The following is a 19,349-nucleotide window of genomic DNA, read 5'->3' as shown; positions in this document are numbered from 1 at the left end:
CCCTCCTTTGCAAATCCATTCACAAAAACATTGCTTTCTACACCGTCTGCTTCCCGAACATCAACAGATACTCCTGTGCCTTCTGCAATGAAATACTCAGCTTCTTCTGTAACCGTTCCAGTATATCCTGCTCTGAAAGTCCGAATTCGTAACCTGTTTCAATGATTTCCTCGGCTCGTCCTTCACTTCGTCCTTCAACACGTCCTTCTTCACGTCCTTCAACACGCCCTTCTTCACGCCCTTCTGCGATTCCCGCTTCCTTTATTCCCTGACTCAGATTGCACATCACATCCACCTCCTGCTCTATTGTCTGTTCTATCGGTATATCATATTCTTCTTTTATGATATTCAGTCTTTCTCCGGCTGTCAACCCCTCGGCAAACAGTGCTCCCAGCAGGCGGTGCAGTTCATACTGTTCTCCCTGCCCCGGCAGTTCCTTTGCCAGTCCTATCATAACAATGTTAAATAAATCCAGCTTTCCACGCCAGTCATGGTATCCAACCAGATCATCTTTTATCAGATGAATGTGGCTTAAGCTGTTTTCTTCCATGTTCATACACACCCAGATAGAATACACTCTTTTGATATCATCATACTCCGTGTTTTCAAAATCCCGTTCCTTCTGTGACGAAATCAAGCGGCTTACGTAAAATACTGCCCTGTTTAATATTCCATATCTCTGCGGTTCATCTTTCTGTGCTTCCACATTAATAATAATCTGCGAAAGTCCGTCTTTCATCCGCACATAAAATACAATGTCAAACCGCACCAACCCCTCAGCATGTTCCTGATTCTCTGTATTTAATCCCGTGATTCGCTGACCGGATTTTACCCGCATCACTTCCTGATTCGTCAGCCCCGGCTCTAACGGTATCCTGCTGATATACGGTTCTCCCTCGATTAAAGTTTCCACATATCTTGGATTCATTCCCTTAAATTCATCTACCGTTCTTACCAGTATCTGTGCCAGTATGCTTTTCTGTCCCAGCAGTCTTTTAGCACTTTCATCATACTGCGTTCCCTGATCTGCCGCCGTTACGGCATTATGTACCTCCGTATGCATTGCCCCCCCTCCTTTGCAAATGTATTAAGTTTTATATGTCAGTATATATTCACCATATCATAGTTTATATATTTGTGCAATAATAATTCTATTGTTTTTATGATTTTTATCATAAAAAAATAACGCAGTAAATATCTTTTTGATATCTCCTGCGTTATCTAAATTTCACTTTATTTCTACTGACCTAAAAAGAATGCAAAATTTCCGGATGTTTCGTCATACGTTTTTACATAAAGTCTATATGCTGAAAAATCTGATGAATATTCATAACAAAGTGTATTGCCAGTTGCCACATTTGTAAATAAATAATTTTGTGTCGTACCGATTCTTGAAATATACCACTTATTATATTCATTTTCCGCATCATAATCCTGCATAACAACCGTTTCTTTATCTGATGCAACTGCAATACAGTATCCCTGATCTCCATATTCAATCATATATTGATCTTCTCCGGTATAATGAATCGCAAAAATCTGACTTGCTCCATCAACATCGCGAACAAGATTCACCCATGTTCCTACAATCCCGGAATTCCCATACACATCCATTCTGTAGGTCTTCATATCATTTGGACGAATCACATAACAGCCATCCCGTACAAGAATGCCATCTGTATGCAAATCCACCATGCCTAATATAACCAAAAAAATCACAACCGCCGTTGCCGCGCAGCCTGCAAGCTTTATCCAATACTTTTTCATCAGTTCCGCCCCCTTCCGGTTCTTCTTTCCGTCTTCATGCTGCTAAAAAGCATAAACCAAAGCGGACAAAATGCGATATCTATCAGATGATGCTCTGAAATACCAAACAACAGCATAATAAGCAATGCCACAATCATTACATCTTTCCTACAATCAACCGCTTTATTAAAGCACAGATAAAAAATATAAGTAATCACGGATAAAAATACCCATCCGTACTTAATCGCAATACGAATAAATGAATTATCCAAAAAGAAATTATACCCCAGCACTGCCTGGTTTTCCTCAACAACAGCGCCAAAAGCCGTAATACCATATTGAGCTAATCCCTGATAACTTAAAGATATCCGGTTAGAAAAAACCGCATCCAGCTTCTGATATACCGCATTAGCAGGATCATAAAATGTAACTGCCATCACACAGCCCACAACAGCTACCAGCATTAAAATACTGCCTGCCTTTAAAGCTTTGTACTTTGATAACTGAATATTACACAGCCCCAGTACTTTTACAACAAGTAACAGCAGACACATTACCATGGCACAGATAAAGTCATTCCGCGCCAGTGTCTTTCCATATACCCAGTAACTTACAACACCCATCATTGTAATCTCTACAAATGTCAGCTTCTTTTCCCGCAGAGCAGCATACACCAGCATGATAAAAAGGACATGCGCTGCCATATCTGTCGGATAGATAATCCCCAGTGAATGTCTGACTCCTCTGTCAGCCTGCATAGTAATATCTGCTATAATTCCTGTCGTTGATGCATAGTAGGCAACTCCCTGAATAACTACTGCTATGCACAGATAGACATAGGCTATTCTTTTCCACGGTACATTTTTAGCTCCGACTAAAAGCAGTGCAAAATCAAACACTGCATTATCTTTCACAACATACGTTACAACACCGGCGCTTACAAGTATCAGCACCATAAAAACAGGTTCTAATACGGTACTATACTGCTTCTGCCATACCACAAGCGCAATACTTACCAGTACATATGCCATCAATGCATATCTTAATCCTAAATACAACGCATAGGGATACTTATACTCCAATACCGTTGAATACAGATAATACCACATTGTTATTCCAGCAAATAAAATTAAGTAAATATAATTCATATATTTACGAATTTCATCAGCCACAGATTGATTACTTTTCATCTCATGTTCTCCAAGTTTCATTTTAAGTTTCCTATTCTACCGTTACACTTTTTGCCAGGTTTCGCGGTTTATCCACATCAAGCCCCTTTGCCACAGACACATAATATCCGAGCATCTGCAATGGGACAACTGCCAGACTTGCCATAAAATGTGCATCTGTCTTTGGCACATATACTGTAAACTCCGCCGTGTCTTCAACTGTATAATTGCCATATGTGGTAAGTCCCATAAGATATGCCCCACGGCTCTTACATTCAACCATATTACTGATAGTCTTTTCATACAATTCATCCTGCGTAAGTACACCAATCACTAATGTACCATCCTCAATCAGACTAATTGTACCATGCTTTAATTCCCCGGCGGCATATGCCTCTGAATGAATATAGCTGATTTCCTTTAATTTCAGACTTCCTTCAAGGCTTACAGCATAATCAATACCACGTCCGATAAAAAATACATCTTTTGCCGCGGCCTGTTTGGCTGCAAATTTCTGTATTTCCTCCTGGTTATCAATCACTTCCTGAATTTTATCCGGTAATGTATCCAACTCTTTTATTAATTTTTCATATTCCGGCATTTCAATTTCATTGCGTTCCTTTGCAAACTGCAATGCCAGCGTATATGCCGCAATCAACTGGGCACTGTATGCCTTTGTTGTTGCCACTGATATTTCCGGTCCTGCCAATGTATAAAATACATTGTCCGCTTCCCTTGCAATAGAAGAACCTACTACATTTACTATTGCAAGTGTCTTTACCTGTCTGTTTTTTGCCTCTCTTAAAGCTGCCAGCGTATCTGCGGTTTCTCCGGACTGACTGATTAAAATAACCAGTCCATTCTTGTCTAATAATGGTTTTCTGTAGCGGAATTCGGATGCCAGTTCTACTCTCACCGGAATCTTTGCCAAATCTTCAATGACATACTGCGCAACCATTCCAACATGCCATGCCGAACCACATGCTACAATATAAATCTGACTAATTGACTGAATATCCTCTTTTGTCAAACCAACTGCTGACAAATCAATACTGCCATCTTTAACAACTGAATGTAATGTATCCGCCACTGCCTTTGGCTGCTCATGGATTTCTTTCATCATAAAATGTTCAAATCCGCCTTTTTCTGCGGCTTTTGCATCCCATTTTATCTCCACCAGTTCCTTTTCAATTTCTTCACCGTCAAGATTATAAAATGTCACTTTACCCTTTTCAAGTTTGCCGATCTCCATATTACCAATATAATAAACATGACGTGTATATTTTAAAATTGCAGGCACATCGGATGCAAGATATGCTGCATGATCCTGCACCCCGATAATCATCGGACTGTCTTTTCTTGCCACATAAATTTCTTCCGGATAATCTTTAAACATTACTGCCAGTGCATATGATCCCCTGATACGCACCATTGCATGATTAATAGCATCTACCGGTGTTCCAAGATACTTTTTATAATAATAATCAATTAGTTTTACGGCTACTTCTGTATCTGTGGAAGAATAAAAGGTATATCCTTTTTTTAACAGTTTTTCTTTCAGTTCCTGATAATTCTCAATAATACCATTATGTACTGCCACCACATTCATATCGTCCGTACAATGCGGGTGAGCATTTGTTTCTGACGGTTCTCCATGTGTTGCCCAACGGGTATGTCCGATTCCACAGTCACCTTTTAAGGCATGTCCGTTATCCGTTTTTTCTTCCAGATTTTTCAATCTGCCTTTTGCTTTTACAATCTCGGTTATATTTTCACCATTACGAATTGCCAATCCTGCGGAATCGTATCCTCTGTATTCCAGTTTAGATAATCCATCCAACAAAATTGGAGCTGCCTGTTCATTACCTATGTATCCTACTATTCCACACATAACCACACCTCACAATTAATTTTACTGGGCAATAAATTCTTGATTCAAATACTGCGCCCGAATAATATTATGCTCTGTCGACCAGTCACATATCTTTAATGTACAATTATATTCTTCATCAATCTCAGCTCTTATGCCGTAAGATTTTGCTGTCATTGATTTTATTTTTCTTTCAGTTGCATCATTAATATTACTATACAATAGTGGTAAATACTTTTTCAAATATTCATATTGGCTTTCACTGCTACCTATATAAAAATTTTTAACTTTGGAATTTACCATAAAACCGTCCAATTCTTTTTTTACATCATCCTCTTGCAACGCATTGTTCACTGCTTTCTGCATATATTCCAATGTTTGCACATCTTGAATTTCATAATTTTTCTCTTTATTCCGTATTATATTATTAGAAATATAGCCGCATCCAAATACTACAATCATAAAAATAATACAGCTAATGTATATCATAGTATTGGATTTATCACTTATTTTTTTTTGCATTTTATCTACTCCTCTGACCATGTATTTTTTATTATATACCATCTATGCATAATTGCAAATTTTATTTTTTACTATTTAAGATAACACTTCTATATATTTTGTTTATTTCTTCCTTATTGACATAAATTGCACTACAAACCACAAATATAAATTCAACGATATGTATTATTAAGGAAGCTTTATAAAAAAGAATAAGCAATATTATAAATGTCACCAGAATTTTCCAATCCCGATTATCTTTCACGTCCAAATAATGTGACATTTTTCTTTTCCTATAATAATACAAATAAAATGCCGACACTACTGTCGAAATTGCCGCTGCATATATTCCAACAAATTTAATTAACACTATATCTATAAGTACATTAACTATAGCCGCAACAAACGAAGTTGTCCCCAATATAGTAGTTTTTTTATATGCTGTATAAATGCCACCATAAAAAGCTGATAAAGATAAATAATATACACTAATTGTCAAAATAGGAACATATGCTACACTTGATTGATAATTTTTATTTATAAAAAAAGGATAAACAAATTGTATCCCTGAAATTAACATTATTGTAACTAAAAACAACTCTTTCTTTATAAATCCATATATTTTTTTAAATTCCCCAACATCATTGCTCTTTAATATTCTTGCTGAAGACTCTCTCCATGCAATATTAAAGAAATTATAAAATGTATTAATTATATTCGGAAATTTATTCGCTACCGAATATAAACCATTTGCAGATGCACCCAACACAGAGACAATTACAAGACGATCCGACACATTAATAATAGACCAGCTTATAGTATTCGGCACTAATGGTAAAGAATACTTCAACATATATTTCATCATATTTAGATCAAAATATCTAACATTAATATAGCTCCACACTTTTAATATTGTAAATACTAATAATGACACTATAATATTTGATAATACATTTGCAATTATCATTCCCCAAAAACCCATATCCAATATAAGTATTAATATAATATTTAATGAAATTATACTTACGCTACATATAAAATTAGAAAAAGCATATAAAGAAATCCTACCTACCCCCCTTGATAATGCATTTGCCAACGCAATAAAAACACAAGAAATCGTATACAATAATATTGGATATCCTAATTCATATCCAGATTTTAAAAGTAATGGAATAGCAACAACCATCCCTACGAACAAATTTAAAAAACTAAATATAAATGCTTGACTAATAATCTTCTTTTTTTCTATTTCCGTCTCTGCATCAATTAAAAACCTAAACATTGATTCTTCCATTAACATTGTAATAACAGGAACAATAAATGATGCAAGTGTTGTTACAAAATCAACATTTCCATATTCACTCGTTGCCAATTTTGCAGTATACAATGGAAGCAAAAAAAAACTAACAAGTTGTGTTCCAACTCTTCCAATCGATATAATTGCAGTATTTTTTGCCAATTCCTTCGTTCTACTCATTCTACCTCTCCAGAATAATTTTTTTTATTTTATTTAAATAGCACCATATTTTATATGTACTTTTTATATAAAATTGTTTAATATTAATTTTACATTTGTTAATAATTGAATATGGTCCATTTGTTTCAGAAAGTTTCCTTGATAATGCATATTTTACTGTTTCATTAAACCAACCCGCTTCCGGTCTATCTCTTAACCCACAATATGTCCTACAATCCCCATTGTCTATAACACCTAAAGACATAAAATGACTAGAATTAAAACAAAATGAACTCCTGCAATATTTACCAATTGCTTCAAACTTAATTGGTTCTGTGGGGTTTTCAAAAATCATCTGTGGTTTAGTATCTCCATAACATTTACGCAATGCTCCTGTATCTAAATCTAATGTTCCTGACCGCTCTCCTGCATAACAAAATTCCTTACGTTTAACATTAAAATTTTGCATGGTATATTCAAATAATTCTGATTCAAATTCTCTGCCTTTTGAAACATACTCTTCCTCTGACATATCCGTATACAGCTGGACTTTTTTTAATCCATAACTCTCTTTTCTTGTTGCTGCAATCTGCGGGTATGCACCAATATTTTCTTTACATATTTTTTTTATTTCATCTAAGTATGGCAAATAATCATCACACAGATTTAATTGGACGAGCATTGATGATCCAATTTTTTTTATAAATTTTACATTTTCAAAAAATGTTTCTATCAAATTTAAACGTTTTAATTCCAAATAATGAAAAGAAAAACTAAAATGCAATCTTTCTAACTCTTCCGGCAAAAAATTTTCAAATTCTTTAAACCTATTTGTTAACGTACCATTTGTTGTTATATTAACAATATGACCATTTTTCAATAATTCATGAGCTATATCTACCACCTCTGGTTGTGCCAACGTTTCTCCTGCACCACAGATTGAAAAAAAACAAGGTCCTCCAAGTCTTTTCTGTGTTAAACATTTTCCAATATATTCCGGTGAATATTTTAGTTCACACAATTTCATATTTCTATAATCCCGTTGAATGACATAACAATAACTACACTTTAAATTGCAAACTGTTACTGGAATTAAGCACTCAAAAAATCTTTTGATACAAATTTTTTGCATTATTTTAGACTCTCCTTTAAACTACTAAATTGCTTAGTTAAATCTTGTTCTTGAACAGGTGTAATATTATCTAAACAATTTATAATACTTTTTAATTCTTCCATACCAGAATTAACATCATACATTTTAATATAATTTTGATGCAACATCCATGTTTCAAATGTCGATTTTATCTTATCATTATTATTATTAATCACGATACATGGCAATTTTAATAGATAACACAATATCATACCATGCAATCTATCTGTTACTGCTAATTTTGATGTTTTCAACTTATCTACATAATCAAAAATCAATCTATATATATCGTTTTCATATTTTATACTACATGTATCTAAAAATTGTTGTTTTTTTATTTTTTTGTTTATACAATCTATAACTTGTAATTGACCATTTAAATCCAAGGCTTTCTCTTTATCATCTCTTAATATATAGGTTACTTTATTCTCTTTATCGCTTTGACCAAATAACTCAAATTCAGTTTGTAAAGAAAAAACAATGTCTGGTACAAGCAAGCAATTATTTTGATAACAATTTTTTTTGTAAAAATTATATGAATTCATCTCTCTTGCTACTAATGCTAAATTCTCACACTTTTTACATAACTTTAAAAATGCTTTTTTATACGGTTTATATTTATATTCTTCTTCAAAAAAAACCGATTGTGGAAAAGACACTATTTTATATTTTCTTAAAAATTTCAGTATAAATCGTCTTGGTTCCTCTAAGAATTCATATAATGAACCATTATTTCCTCCTCCAATAAGCGTAATAATTACATCATCTACCTGTAATTTCCGAATAGCTTTTACCCACTGATATGTTTCGGATTCCACTATTTTTATAATTTTATACTCTTTACTTAAATTTTCTTTTATAAATTTTTCCTGCGCATATGTAATCGCAATATCTCCTAAATTATTATAATCCGCAGCAAAAAAAATAAAAACATATTTTTGTCCCTGCTTTAAATCTATATCAATACTTTTATCATACATTTTTATCACATCTATAAAATACTTTATTCTTATTTTTATCCACTGTTTTATATAATCTATCATGAGTTATTAATTTTCCCTTTATTAAATATTTTTAAAAACATTTTCTTACTAATTTGAAAAATTAGTATTTTTATCTTCCTTTTTTCATTAAAACTTGATCTGCAATATTTCCATATATAATCCATTTCCTCCGTAACTATTTTATCTAATTTTTCATCACCGTAAATATATTGATAACTTTCAAATATTGTATTCACTACATATTCTGTATTTTCTATAAAATCTCCATACTTTTTTCGTAAATACTTTGAGCGTTGTATTGTCAATAATGTTTTATCAATATAAAAACTTTTATTTAAATTATGTAAAATACTGTTCTCTCGCTGATAATAATAATACAATCTTTTTGAATTATATGATATATTCTTGCTCAAATCAAATAAACGATATGTCGTACCTAAATCCTCCATTTTTCGTCCCAATGGATACCTAATTGATTCAAACAATTCTTTCTTATACATTTTGTTCCATGCAAAGTTACATATTTTTTCATTAGAATATAAACATTTAATTGCAGACAATGTGTCTAAAACTATCGTTTTGCTTTCCTGATTCTGTATTACTTGATTTACATTACTATCATCAAATTCCATGTAATTAACACAAGCTACATCAACACCATAGTTTTGTATATCCCCTACCATCGTATCAATCATATCTTCTGCAATATAATCATCACTATCTACAAACGCCAAATATTTTCCCTTTGCAATTTCTATTCCAGCATTTCTAGCTGATGATAAACCGCCATTTGCTTTATGAATCACTATAATCCTACTATCTTTTTCTTTCCACTGTTCGCATAATTGTCCACTTAAATCTGTAGAGCCATCATCTACTAAAATAATCTCTAATTCTTTATACGTTTGTTTAATAATGCTTTGGATACATCTAGATAAATACAGTTCTACATTATATACTGGAACAATTACACTAATTAACAATGAATTTCACCTTTTTCCTTATTTTAAAGCCTTTCCTTTTATTTTCTTCATTTATATTTTGTAATGTTTTATTACATGCAAATATAACTGCAACTCCCATAATAAATAGTTTTGAAAGATTAATTTCTACTGCTGAACCTATAAGCATTGCATATATATACATATACATACCATACATTGAATGATTTTTATCGGCCTTTGCTAATGCAAAAACAATCCCCAAAAAATATATAACTGCGCCTATTATACCCGCTTGAGTAATTATGTGAAATAAACCATTTTGTGCATTGCCATATCCAAACATTATTCTATAAATATCTGTGTTATAGCCATACCCCCATAACGGTTTCTCTTGTACTAAATTCAAGGTAGCCCTATATAACCGCTCCCTTCCTGTCATATCCGGAGATTTATGGAATACATTTACAATAATATTTTGAACATATGGTTGTTTAAATAATTGTGTCGTTCCCCAAATTAATATGTTCTCACCACCTAATGCAAGAATAAATGTATATGGCTTTTCAAGTACTGCTTTCAGCCAATTAGGACTCCATAACATAATAACTAATACACTTAATATTACAATACCCGTTGTGCAATTAACAATCATTGAAATGATAATACTATACACTAGGAAAGCTAATGTTTCCACTTTGCTTATTATACTTTTACCTCTTACATATATTAAACATGCCAAAAGAGCATGACAAAATGCCACTTCAAATTTATTACCTATGATATAGGTTTCATCGGCATTTGCAAAATTATATGAAGCTATTAAAAAGAAAAAATCATTAATTATAATTAAACAGCCTAAAATCCTTATAAGTAGTATAATTAACTCATCATTTGTCCTATCCTTGCAAAACTTCGAAAATACCACAAATATAACGATATAATTTAACCCCAATGCTGCAGCAGATATTGTCCATGTTACACTAGATGTATTTATCCATGATGAATAACTTAAAATTATAGTATATGCGAAAAACAACCCTAATACTAATTTACTATCAAAAAAGTTTTTAAAATATCTAACAATAAAATATATAATTGTCAAATATCTAATAATCATAAAGATATCATTAGGTATAAATGATATCTTTATTACTGTTAAAACAAGTAAAATTATTTCTATTGTTGATAGTTTTATTTTATAACCCACTTATCTATACTCCATTTCATCTAAAACACTTTGTATAATATCAAATAACTACTCTTTAATTTCATTCTAACGCATCTTTCGTTTCACCTCAACAAAAATAGGATACAAATGAAAATATGTAAGTATAAACTTAATTTTCTGTTTCCAGTTCAAACTCTTTGCAAATAAACTACTCATAAACGTTTTATTATAATATTTTAACAACATTTGATAATCCTGTTTATACTTTTTAATTGCTGTTCTATCTTCGTACATATTTTGTAATAATGCCCCGCTTGTACAACATGTATATATTTTCCATTCTCTTATGAGATTCGGATATTTATCTTCTAAAAACGCCTTCATATTAATACAATTATATAAAGCATCTAATTTTCCATGATGATATTTTGCCTTACTGATGCTTTCTTGCCTATATATATAATGATAATAAGGTTTACCAACATGATATACGCCATTTGATGCATCAATAAGTTGTAAAACAATTGCTGCGTCCTCACTTATTTTTCCAACCGGGAAAAGTATTGTACCAAATAATTTTCTTCTAAAAATTTTATCACATGCTGACACATCCAATTCATCTTCTAATAACACTTGACGAATTGCCTCCATCTTTTTATATTCTTTTCTGTTTGTTATATGTATATTTTTGCTACTCTGATCAAACAATTCTATTGTTTGTCCACAGGCTATAATATCTTTTTGAGAATTTATTACTGCATCAACCATATCTTCATACATATCTGCATCTATATAATCATCACTATCTACAAATCCAACATATTCTCCTTTTGCCACTTCTATACCTGCATTTCTTGCTGATGATAGCCCACCATTAGTCTTATGTATAACCACAATCCTATCATCCTTTTCCCCCCATATATCACATATATTTCCACTATTATCTGTCGAGCCATCATCGACCAGTATAATTTCAATATCTTTATAACTTTGATTAATAATACTTTCTACACATTTATCTATAAATTTCTCCACATTATACACTGGAACAATTACACTTAATAGCATAAAATTTACTCCTTATCCATTTTACAATATCTTAAAAAATCTTCATAATTTTTAAATTTTTTTTGATTTTCACCAAATTGTCTACGTGATTTTTCAACACTTCCATCCACTAACTGCATTACATTTTTAAACTCTGGATTAAGCTCATCATAATTATCCTCAAATAGCCAAAAATATTCTCTCATAATTGTTTTATCTGGTACTTTATTGTATCTATCATAATACATTTTCACCATCTGTACCGCCTCTTCGATTTGAACATTTTTCCGTTTTTGATAATATTCATCTAATGTCCGTACAATTCTAGCTGGATTCCCTACAACTACTACATTATCAGGAATATCTTTCGTAACAACTGTATTGGCACCAATAACAACATTAGAGCCTATCGTTACCCCCGGTAATATTGTTGAATTCATTCCTATGTAGACATTATCTCCTATAACAACCTTTTGTGCACTTCCCAATACTTCACCATAAACTCTTTTTATCACTGCCCAACCATAATCATGTGTCAAAATGACTACACCTGGAGTGATCTGGCAATCTTCCCCTATAGTTACCAACCAGGGTCGAGTAACATCAACCAATGTCTCTTTCGGACCGATAAATACAGTACCCTTACCTATTCTAACTCCTTTGTTTTTTAGCCATTTAACATACGATTTCGATGATGCACGCTCTCTATATATGATTGCTTTTATAATCCTTTTTATCATACCTTCCCCCTTTAAATACAATAATATAAATATAACAGTGTAACAAAGCTATTCTTAACCAACCATAAAAAAAACCTTTGTTTTACCCCCAATCCTTTTACTGGATAATCACAAATAATTTCTTTTACCTCTTTATCTTTACATATATGCCTTATTTCATCTTTTATTTTCTTTTTAGTTTTTCCACTTGTTCGCCTATTTAACTGCGCAAAACACATTGTCAAATAAATCATAAATTGTCTTTTTAATCTATATCGACATATTTCATAAATCCCAATTTCATTTAATACTTTACATTCCTTATAATATATCTGCTTGCATTTGGTCAATCTGCCTGGCAGATACTTGGTCGTTAACGAACCTGGATTTATGCGATAATTATATCCTATATAATCTGATAATACTACAAAATTTGCCTTTGCATAATAATCAATATTAAATATTATGTCTTCCGATATCCATTCACGTTCTGAAACAAATCTAAGGTTATTGTTATTTATAATATCCATAGAATAAATCGTGCAGCATGATGACATTGGAATCGAATCTTTTTCTTTAATATCACTTCCTATAAACCTTGGCAATAACTTTGTTTTAATATCACTATTTTTATATATGTCATATGATACTGCCTGCTCAAATATAATATTCTCCTGTAAATCTACTCGTCTGAAACTCGTTTTACAAGTATCACACCCCGTTTCTTTTATCTGTGCCATTATACTCTCAACATAATCAATATCCCAATAATCATCTGAATCTACAAATGTAACAAAATCTCCAGTAACCTTTTCCAATCCTGTATTTCTAGCCATTCCAAGTCCGGCATTTTTCTTATGAATAACTTTAATATAATCATACTTTTCAGCATAACTATCACATATAGTTCCACTTGTATCCGTTGACCCATCATCTACTAAAATAACTTCATATACCTTTGTCGATTGATTAATAATGCTATCAATACAGATAGATAAATACTTTTCAACATTATATACTGGAACCACAACACTTAACTTCATTTTATTTTCCTTTACTTATAATTTAATGTAATATAGGTGCACCTTTAACATTATAGGCAATCTTATCATTTCTTTTTCTTATAAATTTAGCTGGCACCCCTCCCCACACTTCAAATGGTGGTACATCTTTTGTAACAACCGCGCCCGCTGCTACTACTGCTCCATCTCCAATCGTCACTCCCTGCAATACTGTAGCTCCCGTTCCTATCCAACAATGATGCCCTATTGTAATTGGTTTAAAAGAGGCCTCAAACTTTGGATTGTCAATATCATGACTTCCTGTAATAAAAGTTGTGTGACTGGATATATTCGTATCATGATCCACACTGATTCCACCTCGCGCGTCTAAATCGACAAACCAGCCAATGGCTATATTTTCTTTTAATTCTAAGCCTTTCGGAAACAAAATCTCTGTTCTTCTACATATCACTGTGTTTTTTCCTATCTTTGCTCCTAACAACTGATAAAACCACTTTCTAATATGTCTGCTTGGTATTTTATTAATAACTACATTACCAAACAAAACCACCGCATAATATATACATTTAACTGGCTTACTCATTTTTCTATTCTCAGATTTTTCCATTTTTACCTCTTTTATTAAACAATTTTCCCCATTATCTTTTGGGGTAAAATACTACATACTACCATCAATAAAATTCTATTATGCCTTAACAGAACAATAGGAATACTTTTAATCCCCTTTACTGGTTTAAACTTTAAAATAGAATTTTTTATATATTGATTATTATAAAATGCTTTTAACTCTTCATATTTTTCACCAATTTTATATTCTTGACTGTTTATAAGCATTAACATTATCTGTATCGTTGATAAAACATTATTGCCATCAAAAAATCCTGTGATATCAATTTGTTTATGTTCCTTAACTCTCTCTGCAAACTTGTTCTTTTCCTCAACCAATTTTAATTTATTATTAATCATCAACTCTACATTATGATTATTAACATTATTTGCGCTTCCCTCTCTAGCTACTAAATAATAGAGCGTATCTTTTAAAACTCCAATTGAATTACAGTTATATAAATACTCATTCATAAACATTGTATCTTCACCAACTGACAAGTTTTTATTAAATCTAATTGCATTCTTTTTTATACATTCAACATCACACATAATCCGCCACATTGCAGTATGTTCTTTTCCATACCGTAAACCATGCTGGTTTTTTATCCAGCCATTAATATCTTCATATGATATTCCCAGAAAATGCGGCATCAACTGCTGTATTATTGTATCATTCCCTATATATTTTTCTTTTTCTAATACAAATTCATGCACATTTACAACCGTACCGTTATACATATCTGCATATCCATACAAAACAGCTTCTACCTGATTTAATTCTATATATCGAACACACTTTTCAATTAGTGTTTTTTCAAATATATCATCCGAGTCTAAAAAAAGTACTTTCTTCCCTTTAATATTATCAATTCCTACATTTCGAGCTATTGAAACACCTTCGTTTACTTTATGAATAACTGAAATTCTATTATCTAAAGCTTCAAATTTATCCAACAATTCTCCACTTCCGTCTACCGAACCATCATCTATAAAAATTGCCTCCCAATTTTTATATGTTTGATTTAACAAACATTTCATTGTTCTTTCTAAATACTGTTCTGTATTATATACCGGTATAACTACACTAACTAAAACATCTTCTCTCATTCATTTACCCTATCACGCTTTTATAATATTGAATATATCTTTCCTTCATTGTATCTATTGTAAACCTCTTCTCATAGGTCTTAACTGCGTTCTCTTCTAATTTTTGTCTAATACTCTGCTCTTTGCATATGTATAATATCTTTTGGGCTATTTGAACTTCATCTGCACTATGAACCAATAATCCATTTTCCCCATCTTTTACAATTTCCGGTGTTCCATCAACATTAGTAGCTATTACTGTCTTTCCAACTGAAAATGCTTCTATTGGCGTCAACGGCAGACCTTCCCACAATGAACTCAACACGATAAAATCCATCTGACTCATAACATTCTGAATATCCGAACGATATCCCATAAATGTCAGTATCCCTTCAGGCAACAATGAATCTGTCAATTTCTTTAACTTTTCAGCATCTTCACCATCACCAACAATATAGAATCGAATATTCGGATTTTCTTTATATACCAATGCCGCAGCTTTTATAAAATATTCTATTCCCTTCTGTTCAGAAAGTCTTCCAATATTTCCGACTAATGTATATCCCTGCTGCCTTGCTTGCTCAAGTTCTGTATCCAAAACCACCGGACCTTCAAACGGTTTTATCGCATTATGAATCACTGCAACTTTATCAGCTGATATTCCAAAATATTCAACCATATTTTTCTTTACCTGCTCACCAACTGCAATAATGTTTGCTTTCTTATATGCTATTTTCGTAAGCGTTTTTTTATCATAAAATGTATTGTGTGCATTTACAATTTGAATAATATTAGAGTTTGCAACTACTCTAGCATAAAAAGCTGCCATTCGATGATGTGAATGAATAACTGTAATCTTTTCCTGCCGTATTATTCTTTTAAGTTCTGTAACAATTTTAATGACTGTGATTGGATTTTTTATTGTAATATCCGGTACGGTATAATGTTTTATTCCCATTGTATCTAACTTTTCTACATTTACCCCTCCACAAGAACATACTACTATATTGTGAACTTGTGGTTTTAAAATCTCACATAGCTGCAATACAACATTTTCTGTTCCACCAAGTCCCATTGTTCGTGTAAACAGTAATACATTTTGTCCTGATAAATTCATATCCTATCCCATCCATTTTCCACTACTTGTATTTAAAAATAAGTTTTAATATTTTCAAATCGTCAACAAAATATCTTTTAAACATTCTCTTAGGTTCCTGTAAAAAACGATAAAACCATTCTAAGCCATGTTCACTCATCCATTTAGGTGCTCTTTTAACATTTCCTGCCAAAAAATCCACAGTTGCCCCTGCACAGATTGATACCTTTGCATCATACTTTTCTATATTTTCATATATATATTTCTCCTGCTTCGGGCAGCCAAAACAAGCAATCAGTATATCTGGTTTTGCCTTTGTAATTATATCATTCGTTTTCTTTAATTCCCTTTGATTTTTTTCAAATCCAAATGGAGGTGCATATGTACCAACTACCCTTATGCCAGGATGTTTCCTCTCCAAATTTTTTTTTGCTTTTTCAGCAATTCCATCCTTACCACCCAAAATAAAGATTGTATAATTCTTTTTTGCTGCCACTTCACATAATTTCGGTACTAAATCAGATCCAGAAATTTTAGCCTTTACAGGTTGCTTATGCATTTTTGATATCCAAATTAGCGGTTTTCCATCAACTAACACCATATCAGCACTATCAACTATTTTTTTCAAATATGAATCATTTTCAATTTTCATCACAACATCAACATTTATTGCAACAATATATGACTTTTTATCATTTGCAATCATTTCTTCAATCTCTGAAATCGTCTGCTCCATACTTACATTGTTTACATATGTATTCAATAATTTTTGCTTTTTCATACTTATTCTCCGAAAAACCTTTCTTCCAGCATTAAGCACCAGCAATGATATATTGGCAAATGAAGTTCTTGTATCATATAAGTTTCTTTTTCAGGCACCTTAACTGCTACATCTGCTACTTTCGCCAACTCGCCACCTGTTTCTCCAGTAAGTCCAATGACCTTAATTCCCGATGCTCTTGCAACAACTGTTGCGTTCATTATGTTCTTACTATTTCCAGATGTGGATATTCCTAAAAACACATCACCTTTTCTTCCATAGCCAAAAAGCTGCTGTGCAAATACTCCATAACCATCAACATCGTTTATATATGCCGTTGTTAATGCTTCATGTGCCACTAATGGAATTGCCATAAGTGAACACTCTAAATTGTCCGCTAATTGTTTTCCTCTAACAGCATCTATCTCTGCTAGCTTTTCAGCAAATTCTTTTGAAACTGGTCTTTTTATTTTAAACCGCTTCATTAATTCACCTGCAATATGTTCAGCATCTGCTGCTGAACCACCGTTTCCAGCAATAAGTAGTTTACCACCATTGGCATAACATTCTTCCAACACTAAGTATGCCTGTTCAATTTGACTTTGTATGCTTTTCAATTGAGGATATCTTTTAACTAATAACTCTATATGTTTTTGCACTTTATTATCCAACACTTATCTCTTCTCTTTCTATTATAATATTTCTTCTACAAATTGCCACAATGACATTACCGTTAAATCTTGATTATACCTGTCATCTTCTTTTGTTATCAATGCTGTCCTGCAGCCTGCTTCTTTCCCTGCTTTAATATCATTTTCGCCATCACCAACCATCCATGAGTTTGCCAAATCTATATTAAAATCCCGAGCTGCTTTTAACAACATTCCCGGCTTAGGTTTTCTACAATCACACTGTATTTTATATTCAGGTCTTTCTCCCTCATATCCCCTATCCGGATGGTGCGGACAATAATAGACAGCATCTAAAAATGCCCCATCAAGTCCTAATAGTGTTTCCATTTTATTATGAATACTTTCTAGTTCTTTAACACTCACTTCCCCCCTTGCAATAACTGGCTGATTTGTAACAACAATTGCCAAATACCCGGATTCATTGATTTTTTTTATTGCAGCAGATACTTTATCTAACAATTCAAATTGATCAATATTTCTTAGAAACCCTACATATTTGTTGATTGTTCCATCCCTATCTAAAAAAATTGCTTTCTGCTTGTTACCCAAATTTTTTGCAGTAACTTTTCCTGTACGTACATCTTCACATACTGTATAATATCTATCTGGCGTACCCATATCTTTTACATATTCAGGACTATCATATATATACATTTTCCCAGTACCTGCTAAAGGTTTTAATAACTGTCTGTCTAAATCAACCTTTTCAGTTTCTGGTCGTATATCTAAAACAGATGGTGAAATAATATGTAACCCCGCATTTACTCTATTTTTATAGAATTGTGGTCTTATATCCTCTTTCGCAATCCACTTCTCAACTGTTCCACAGTTATCTGCGACAATCAATCCACTATCATACGGATGACTATTTGGATGGGTAAACAATGTTACCAGTCCACCCATTTTTTTATGATATGCAACAAATCGTTTAAAATTAATATCAAACATTGCATCTGCATTTAATAACAGAAAATCCTCATTTAATCTATCTTTAAGTTCAAACAATGCCCCTGCATTTCCTAACGGTTTGTTTTCATAATAATACTCTATATTTACACCAAAAGATTCTCCTGTTACCGGTGAAATTTTACTTCCATCACCAAAATAATCCATAATAATATTACCAAGATGACTGACAGTAATAATAATATCTGTAAATCCTTGTTTTTTCAGACATGCTATTTCTCTTTCTAAAACTGGCATCCCTTCTATCTTAATCATTGGTTTGGGAATATCGCTTGCAACTGAAGATATACGGGTTCCCCTTCCACCAGCCATTATAACAGTTTTCATTGATTAATCCTTTC

At 32.3% G+C, this 19,349-nt stretch carries 19 protein-coding genes; all 19 read right to left on the bottom strand.

Annotated elements, in window-relative coordinates:
- Window positions 1–37 precede the first annotated feature (37 nt).
- The gene (locus tag LI288_RS06795; protein WP_227089888.1) at window positions 38–1,063 is read right to left on the bottom strand and encodes an Rpn family recombination-promoting nuclease/putative transposase; all 1,026 of its coding nucleotides are present in this window, start codon (window positions 1,061–1,063) and stop codon (window positions 38–40) included.
- A gap of 176 nt (window positions 1,064–1,239) precedes the next feature.
- Window positions 1,240–1,767, bottom strand: a complete 528-nt coding sequence (locus tag LI288_RS06790) for an RICIN domain-containing protein (protein ID WP_227089887.1) — start codon at window positions 1,765–1,767, stop codon at window positions 1,240–1,242.
- Window positions 1,767–2,936: a hypothetical protein gene (locus LI288_RS06785; protein ID WP_227089886.1), complete on the bottom strand. Its 1,170-nt coding sequence runs from the start codon at window positions 2,934–2,936 to the stop codon at window positions 1,767–1,769. The genes LI288_RS06790 and LI288_RS06785 overlap by 1 nt, the downstream gene beginning before the upstream one ends.
- A 31-nt stretch (window positions 2,937–2,967) precedes the next feature.
- On the bottom strand, window positions 2,968–4,806 hold the full coding sequence (gene glmS / locus LI288_RS06780) for a glutamine--fructose-6-phosphate transaminase (isomerizing) (protein WP_227089885.1): 1,839 nt from the start codon (window positions 4,804–4,806) through the stop codon (window positions 2,968–2,970).
- 21 nt (window positions 4,807–4,827) lie between these two features.
- Window positions 4,828–5,307, bottom strand: coding sequence for a hypothetical protein (locus LI288_RS06775; protein ID WP_227089884.1), 480 nt, complete (start codon window positions 5,305–5,307; stop codon window positions 4,828–4,830).
- Window positions 5,308–5,368: 61 nt separating this feature from the next.
- Window positions 5,369–6,763 carry a lipopolysaccharide biosynthesis protein gene (locus tag LI288_RS06770; RefSeq protein ID WP_227089883.1) on the bottom strand — a complete coding sequence of 465 codons (1,395 nt, stop codon included), beginning with the start codon at window positions 6,761–6,763 and terminating at the stop codon, window positions 5,369–5,371.
- A 1-nt stretch (window position 6,764) separates the two neighbouring features.
- A complete protein-coding gene (locus LI288_RS06765) occupies window positions 6,765–7,874 on the bottom strand; it encodes a radical SAM protein (RefSeq protein WP_227089882.1) in 1,110 nt (369 codons plus the stop codon).
- Window positions 7,874–8,938, bottom strand: a complete 1,065-nt coding sequence (locus LI288_RS06760; RefSeq protein ID WP_227089881.1) for a polysaccharide pyruvyl transferase family protein — start codon at window positions 8,936–8,938, stop codon at window positions 7,874–7,876. The genes LI288_RS06765 and LI288_RS06760 overlap by 1 nt, the downstream gene beginning before the upstream one ends.
- Window positions 8,935–9,882: a glycosyltransferase family 2 protein gene (locus LI288_RS06755; RefSeq protein ID WP_227089880.1), complete on the bottom strand. Its 948-nt coding sequence runs from the start codon at window positions 9,880–9,882 to the stop codon at window positions 8,935–8,937. The genes LI288_RS06760 and LI288_RS06755 overlap by 4 nt, the downstream gene beginning before the upstream one ends.
- A complete protein-coding gene (locus LI288_RS06750) occupies window positions 9,872–11,050 on the bottom strand; it encodes an O-antigen ligase family protein (RefSeq protein WP_227089879.1) in 1,179 nt (392 codons plus the stop codon). Before LI288_RS06750 ends, LI288_RS06755 begins: the two co-directional genes overlap by 11 nt.
- A gap of 66 nt (window positions 11,051–11,116) precedes the next feature.
- Window positions 11,117–12,079 (bottom strand): glycosyltransferase family 2 protein, encoded by a 963-nt coding sequence (locus tag LI288_RS06745; protein ID WP_227089878.1) that lies wholly within the window; start codon window positions 12,077–12,079, stop codon window positions 11,117–11,119.
- A gap of 5 nt (window positions 12,080–12,084) precedes the next feature.
- Entirely contained in the window at window positions 12,085–12,798 is a 714-nt protein-coding gene (locus LI288_RS06740) for an acyltransferase (RefSeq protein ID WP_227089877.1), read from the bottom strand.
- A gap of 11 nt (window positions 12,799–12,809) precedes the next feature.
- Entirely contained in the window at window positions 12,810–13,820 is a 1,011-nt protein-coding gene (locus LI288_RS06735) for a glycosyltransferase family 2 protein (RefSeq protein WP_227089876.1), read from the bottom strand.
- A gap of 22 nt (window positions 13,821–13,842) precedes the next feature.
- Window positions 13,843–14,406, bottom strand: a complete 564-nt coding sequence (locus LI288_RS14415; protein WP_320055226.1) for an acyltransferase — start codon at window positions 14,404–14,406, stop codon at window positions 13,843–13,845.
- 14 nt (window positions 14,407–14,420) lie between these two features.
- Window positions 14,421–15,515 carry a glycosyltransferase family 2 protein gene (locus tag LI288_RS06725; protein ID WP_227089875.1) on the bottom strand — a complete coding sequence of 365 codons (1,095 nt, stop codon included), beginning with the start codon at window positions 15,513–15,515 and terminating at the stop codon, window positions 14,421–14,423.
- Window positions 15,516–15,519: 4 nt separating this feature from the next.
- Window positions 15,520–16,611, bottom strand: coding sequence for a glycosyltransferase family 4 protein (locus LI288_RS06720; protein ID WP_227089874.1), 1,092 nt, complete (start codon window positions 16,609–16,611; stop codon window positions 15,520–15,522).
- A 22-nt stretch (window positions 16,612–16,633) separates the two neighbouring features.
- Window positions 16,634–17,371, bottom strand: a complete 738-nt coding sequence (locus tag LI288_RS06715) for a WecB/TagA/CpsF family glycosyltransferase (protein ID WP_227089873.1) — start codon at window positions 17,369–17,371, stop codon at window positions 16,634–16,636.
- A 2-nt stretch (window positions 17,372–17,373) separates the two neighbouring features.
- Entirely contained in the window at window positions 17,374–18,021 is a 648-nt protein-coding gene (locus tag LI288_RS06710) for a D-sedoheptulose-7-phosphate isomerase (protein WP_264473947.1), read from the bottom strand.
- Between the two features lie 21 nt (window positions 18,022–18,042).
- On the bottom strand, window positions 18,043–19,335 hold the full coding sequence (locus tag LI288_RS06705; protein WP_227089871.1) for an HAD-IIIA family hydrolase: 1,293 nt from the start codon (window positions 19,333–19,335) through the stop codon (window positions 18,043–18,045).
- Window positions 19,336–19,349 lie beyond the last annotated feature (14 nt).

It is taken from the genome of Lachnospira pectinoschiza (assembly GCF_020564355.1).
GTDB lineage: Bacteria > Bacillota > Clostridia > Lachnospirales > Lachnospiraceae > Lachnospira > Lachnospira intestinalis.
Note: the sequence above shows the minus strand (reverse complement) of the source record. Positions and strands in the feature narration are given on the sequence as shown.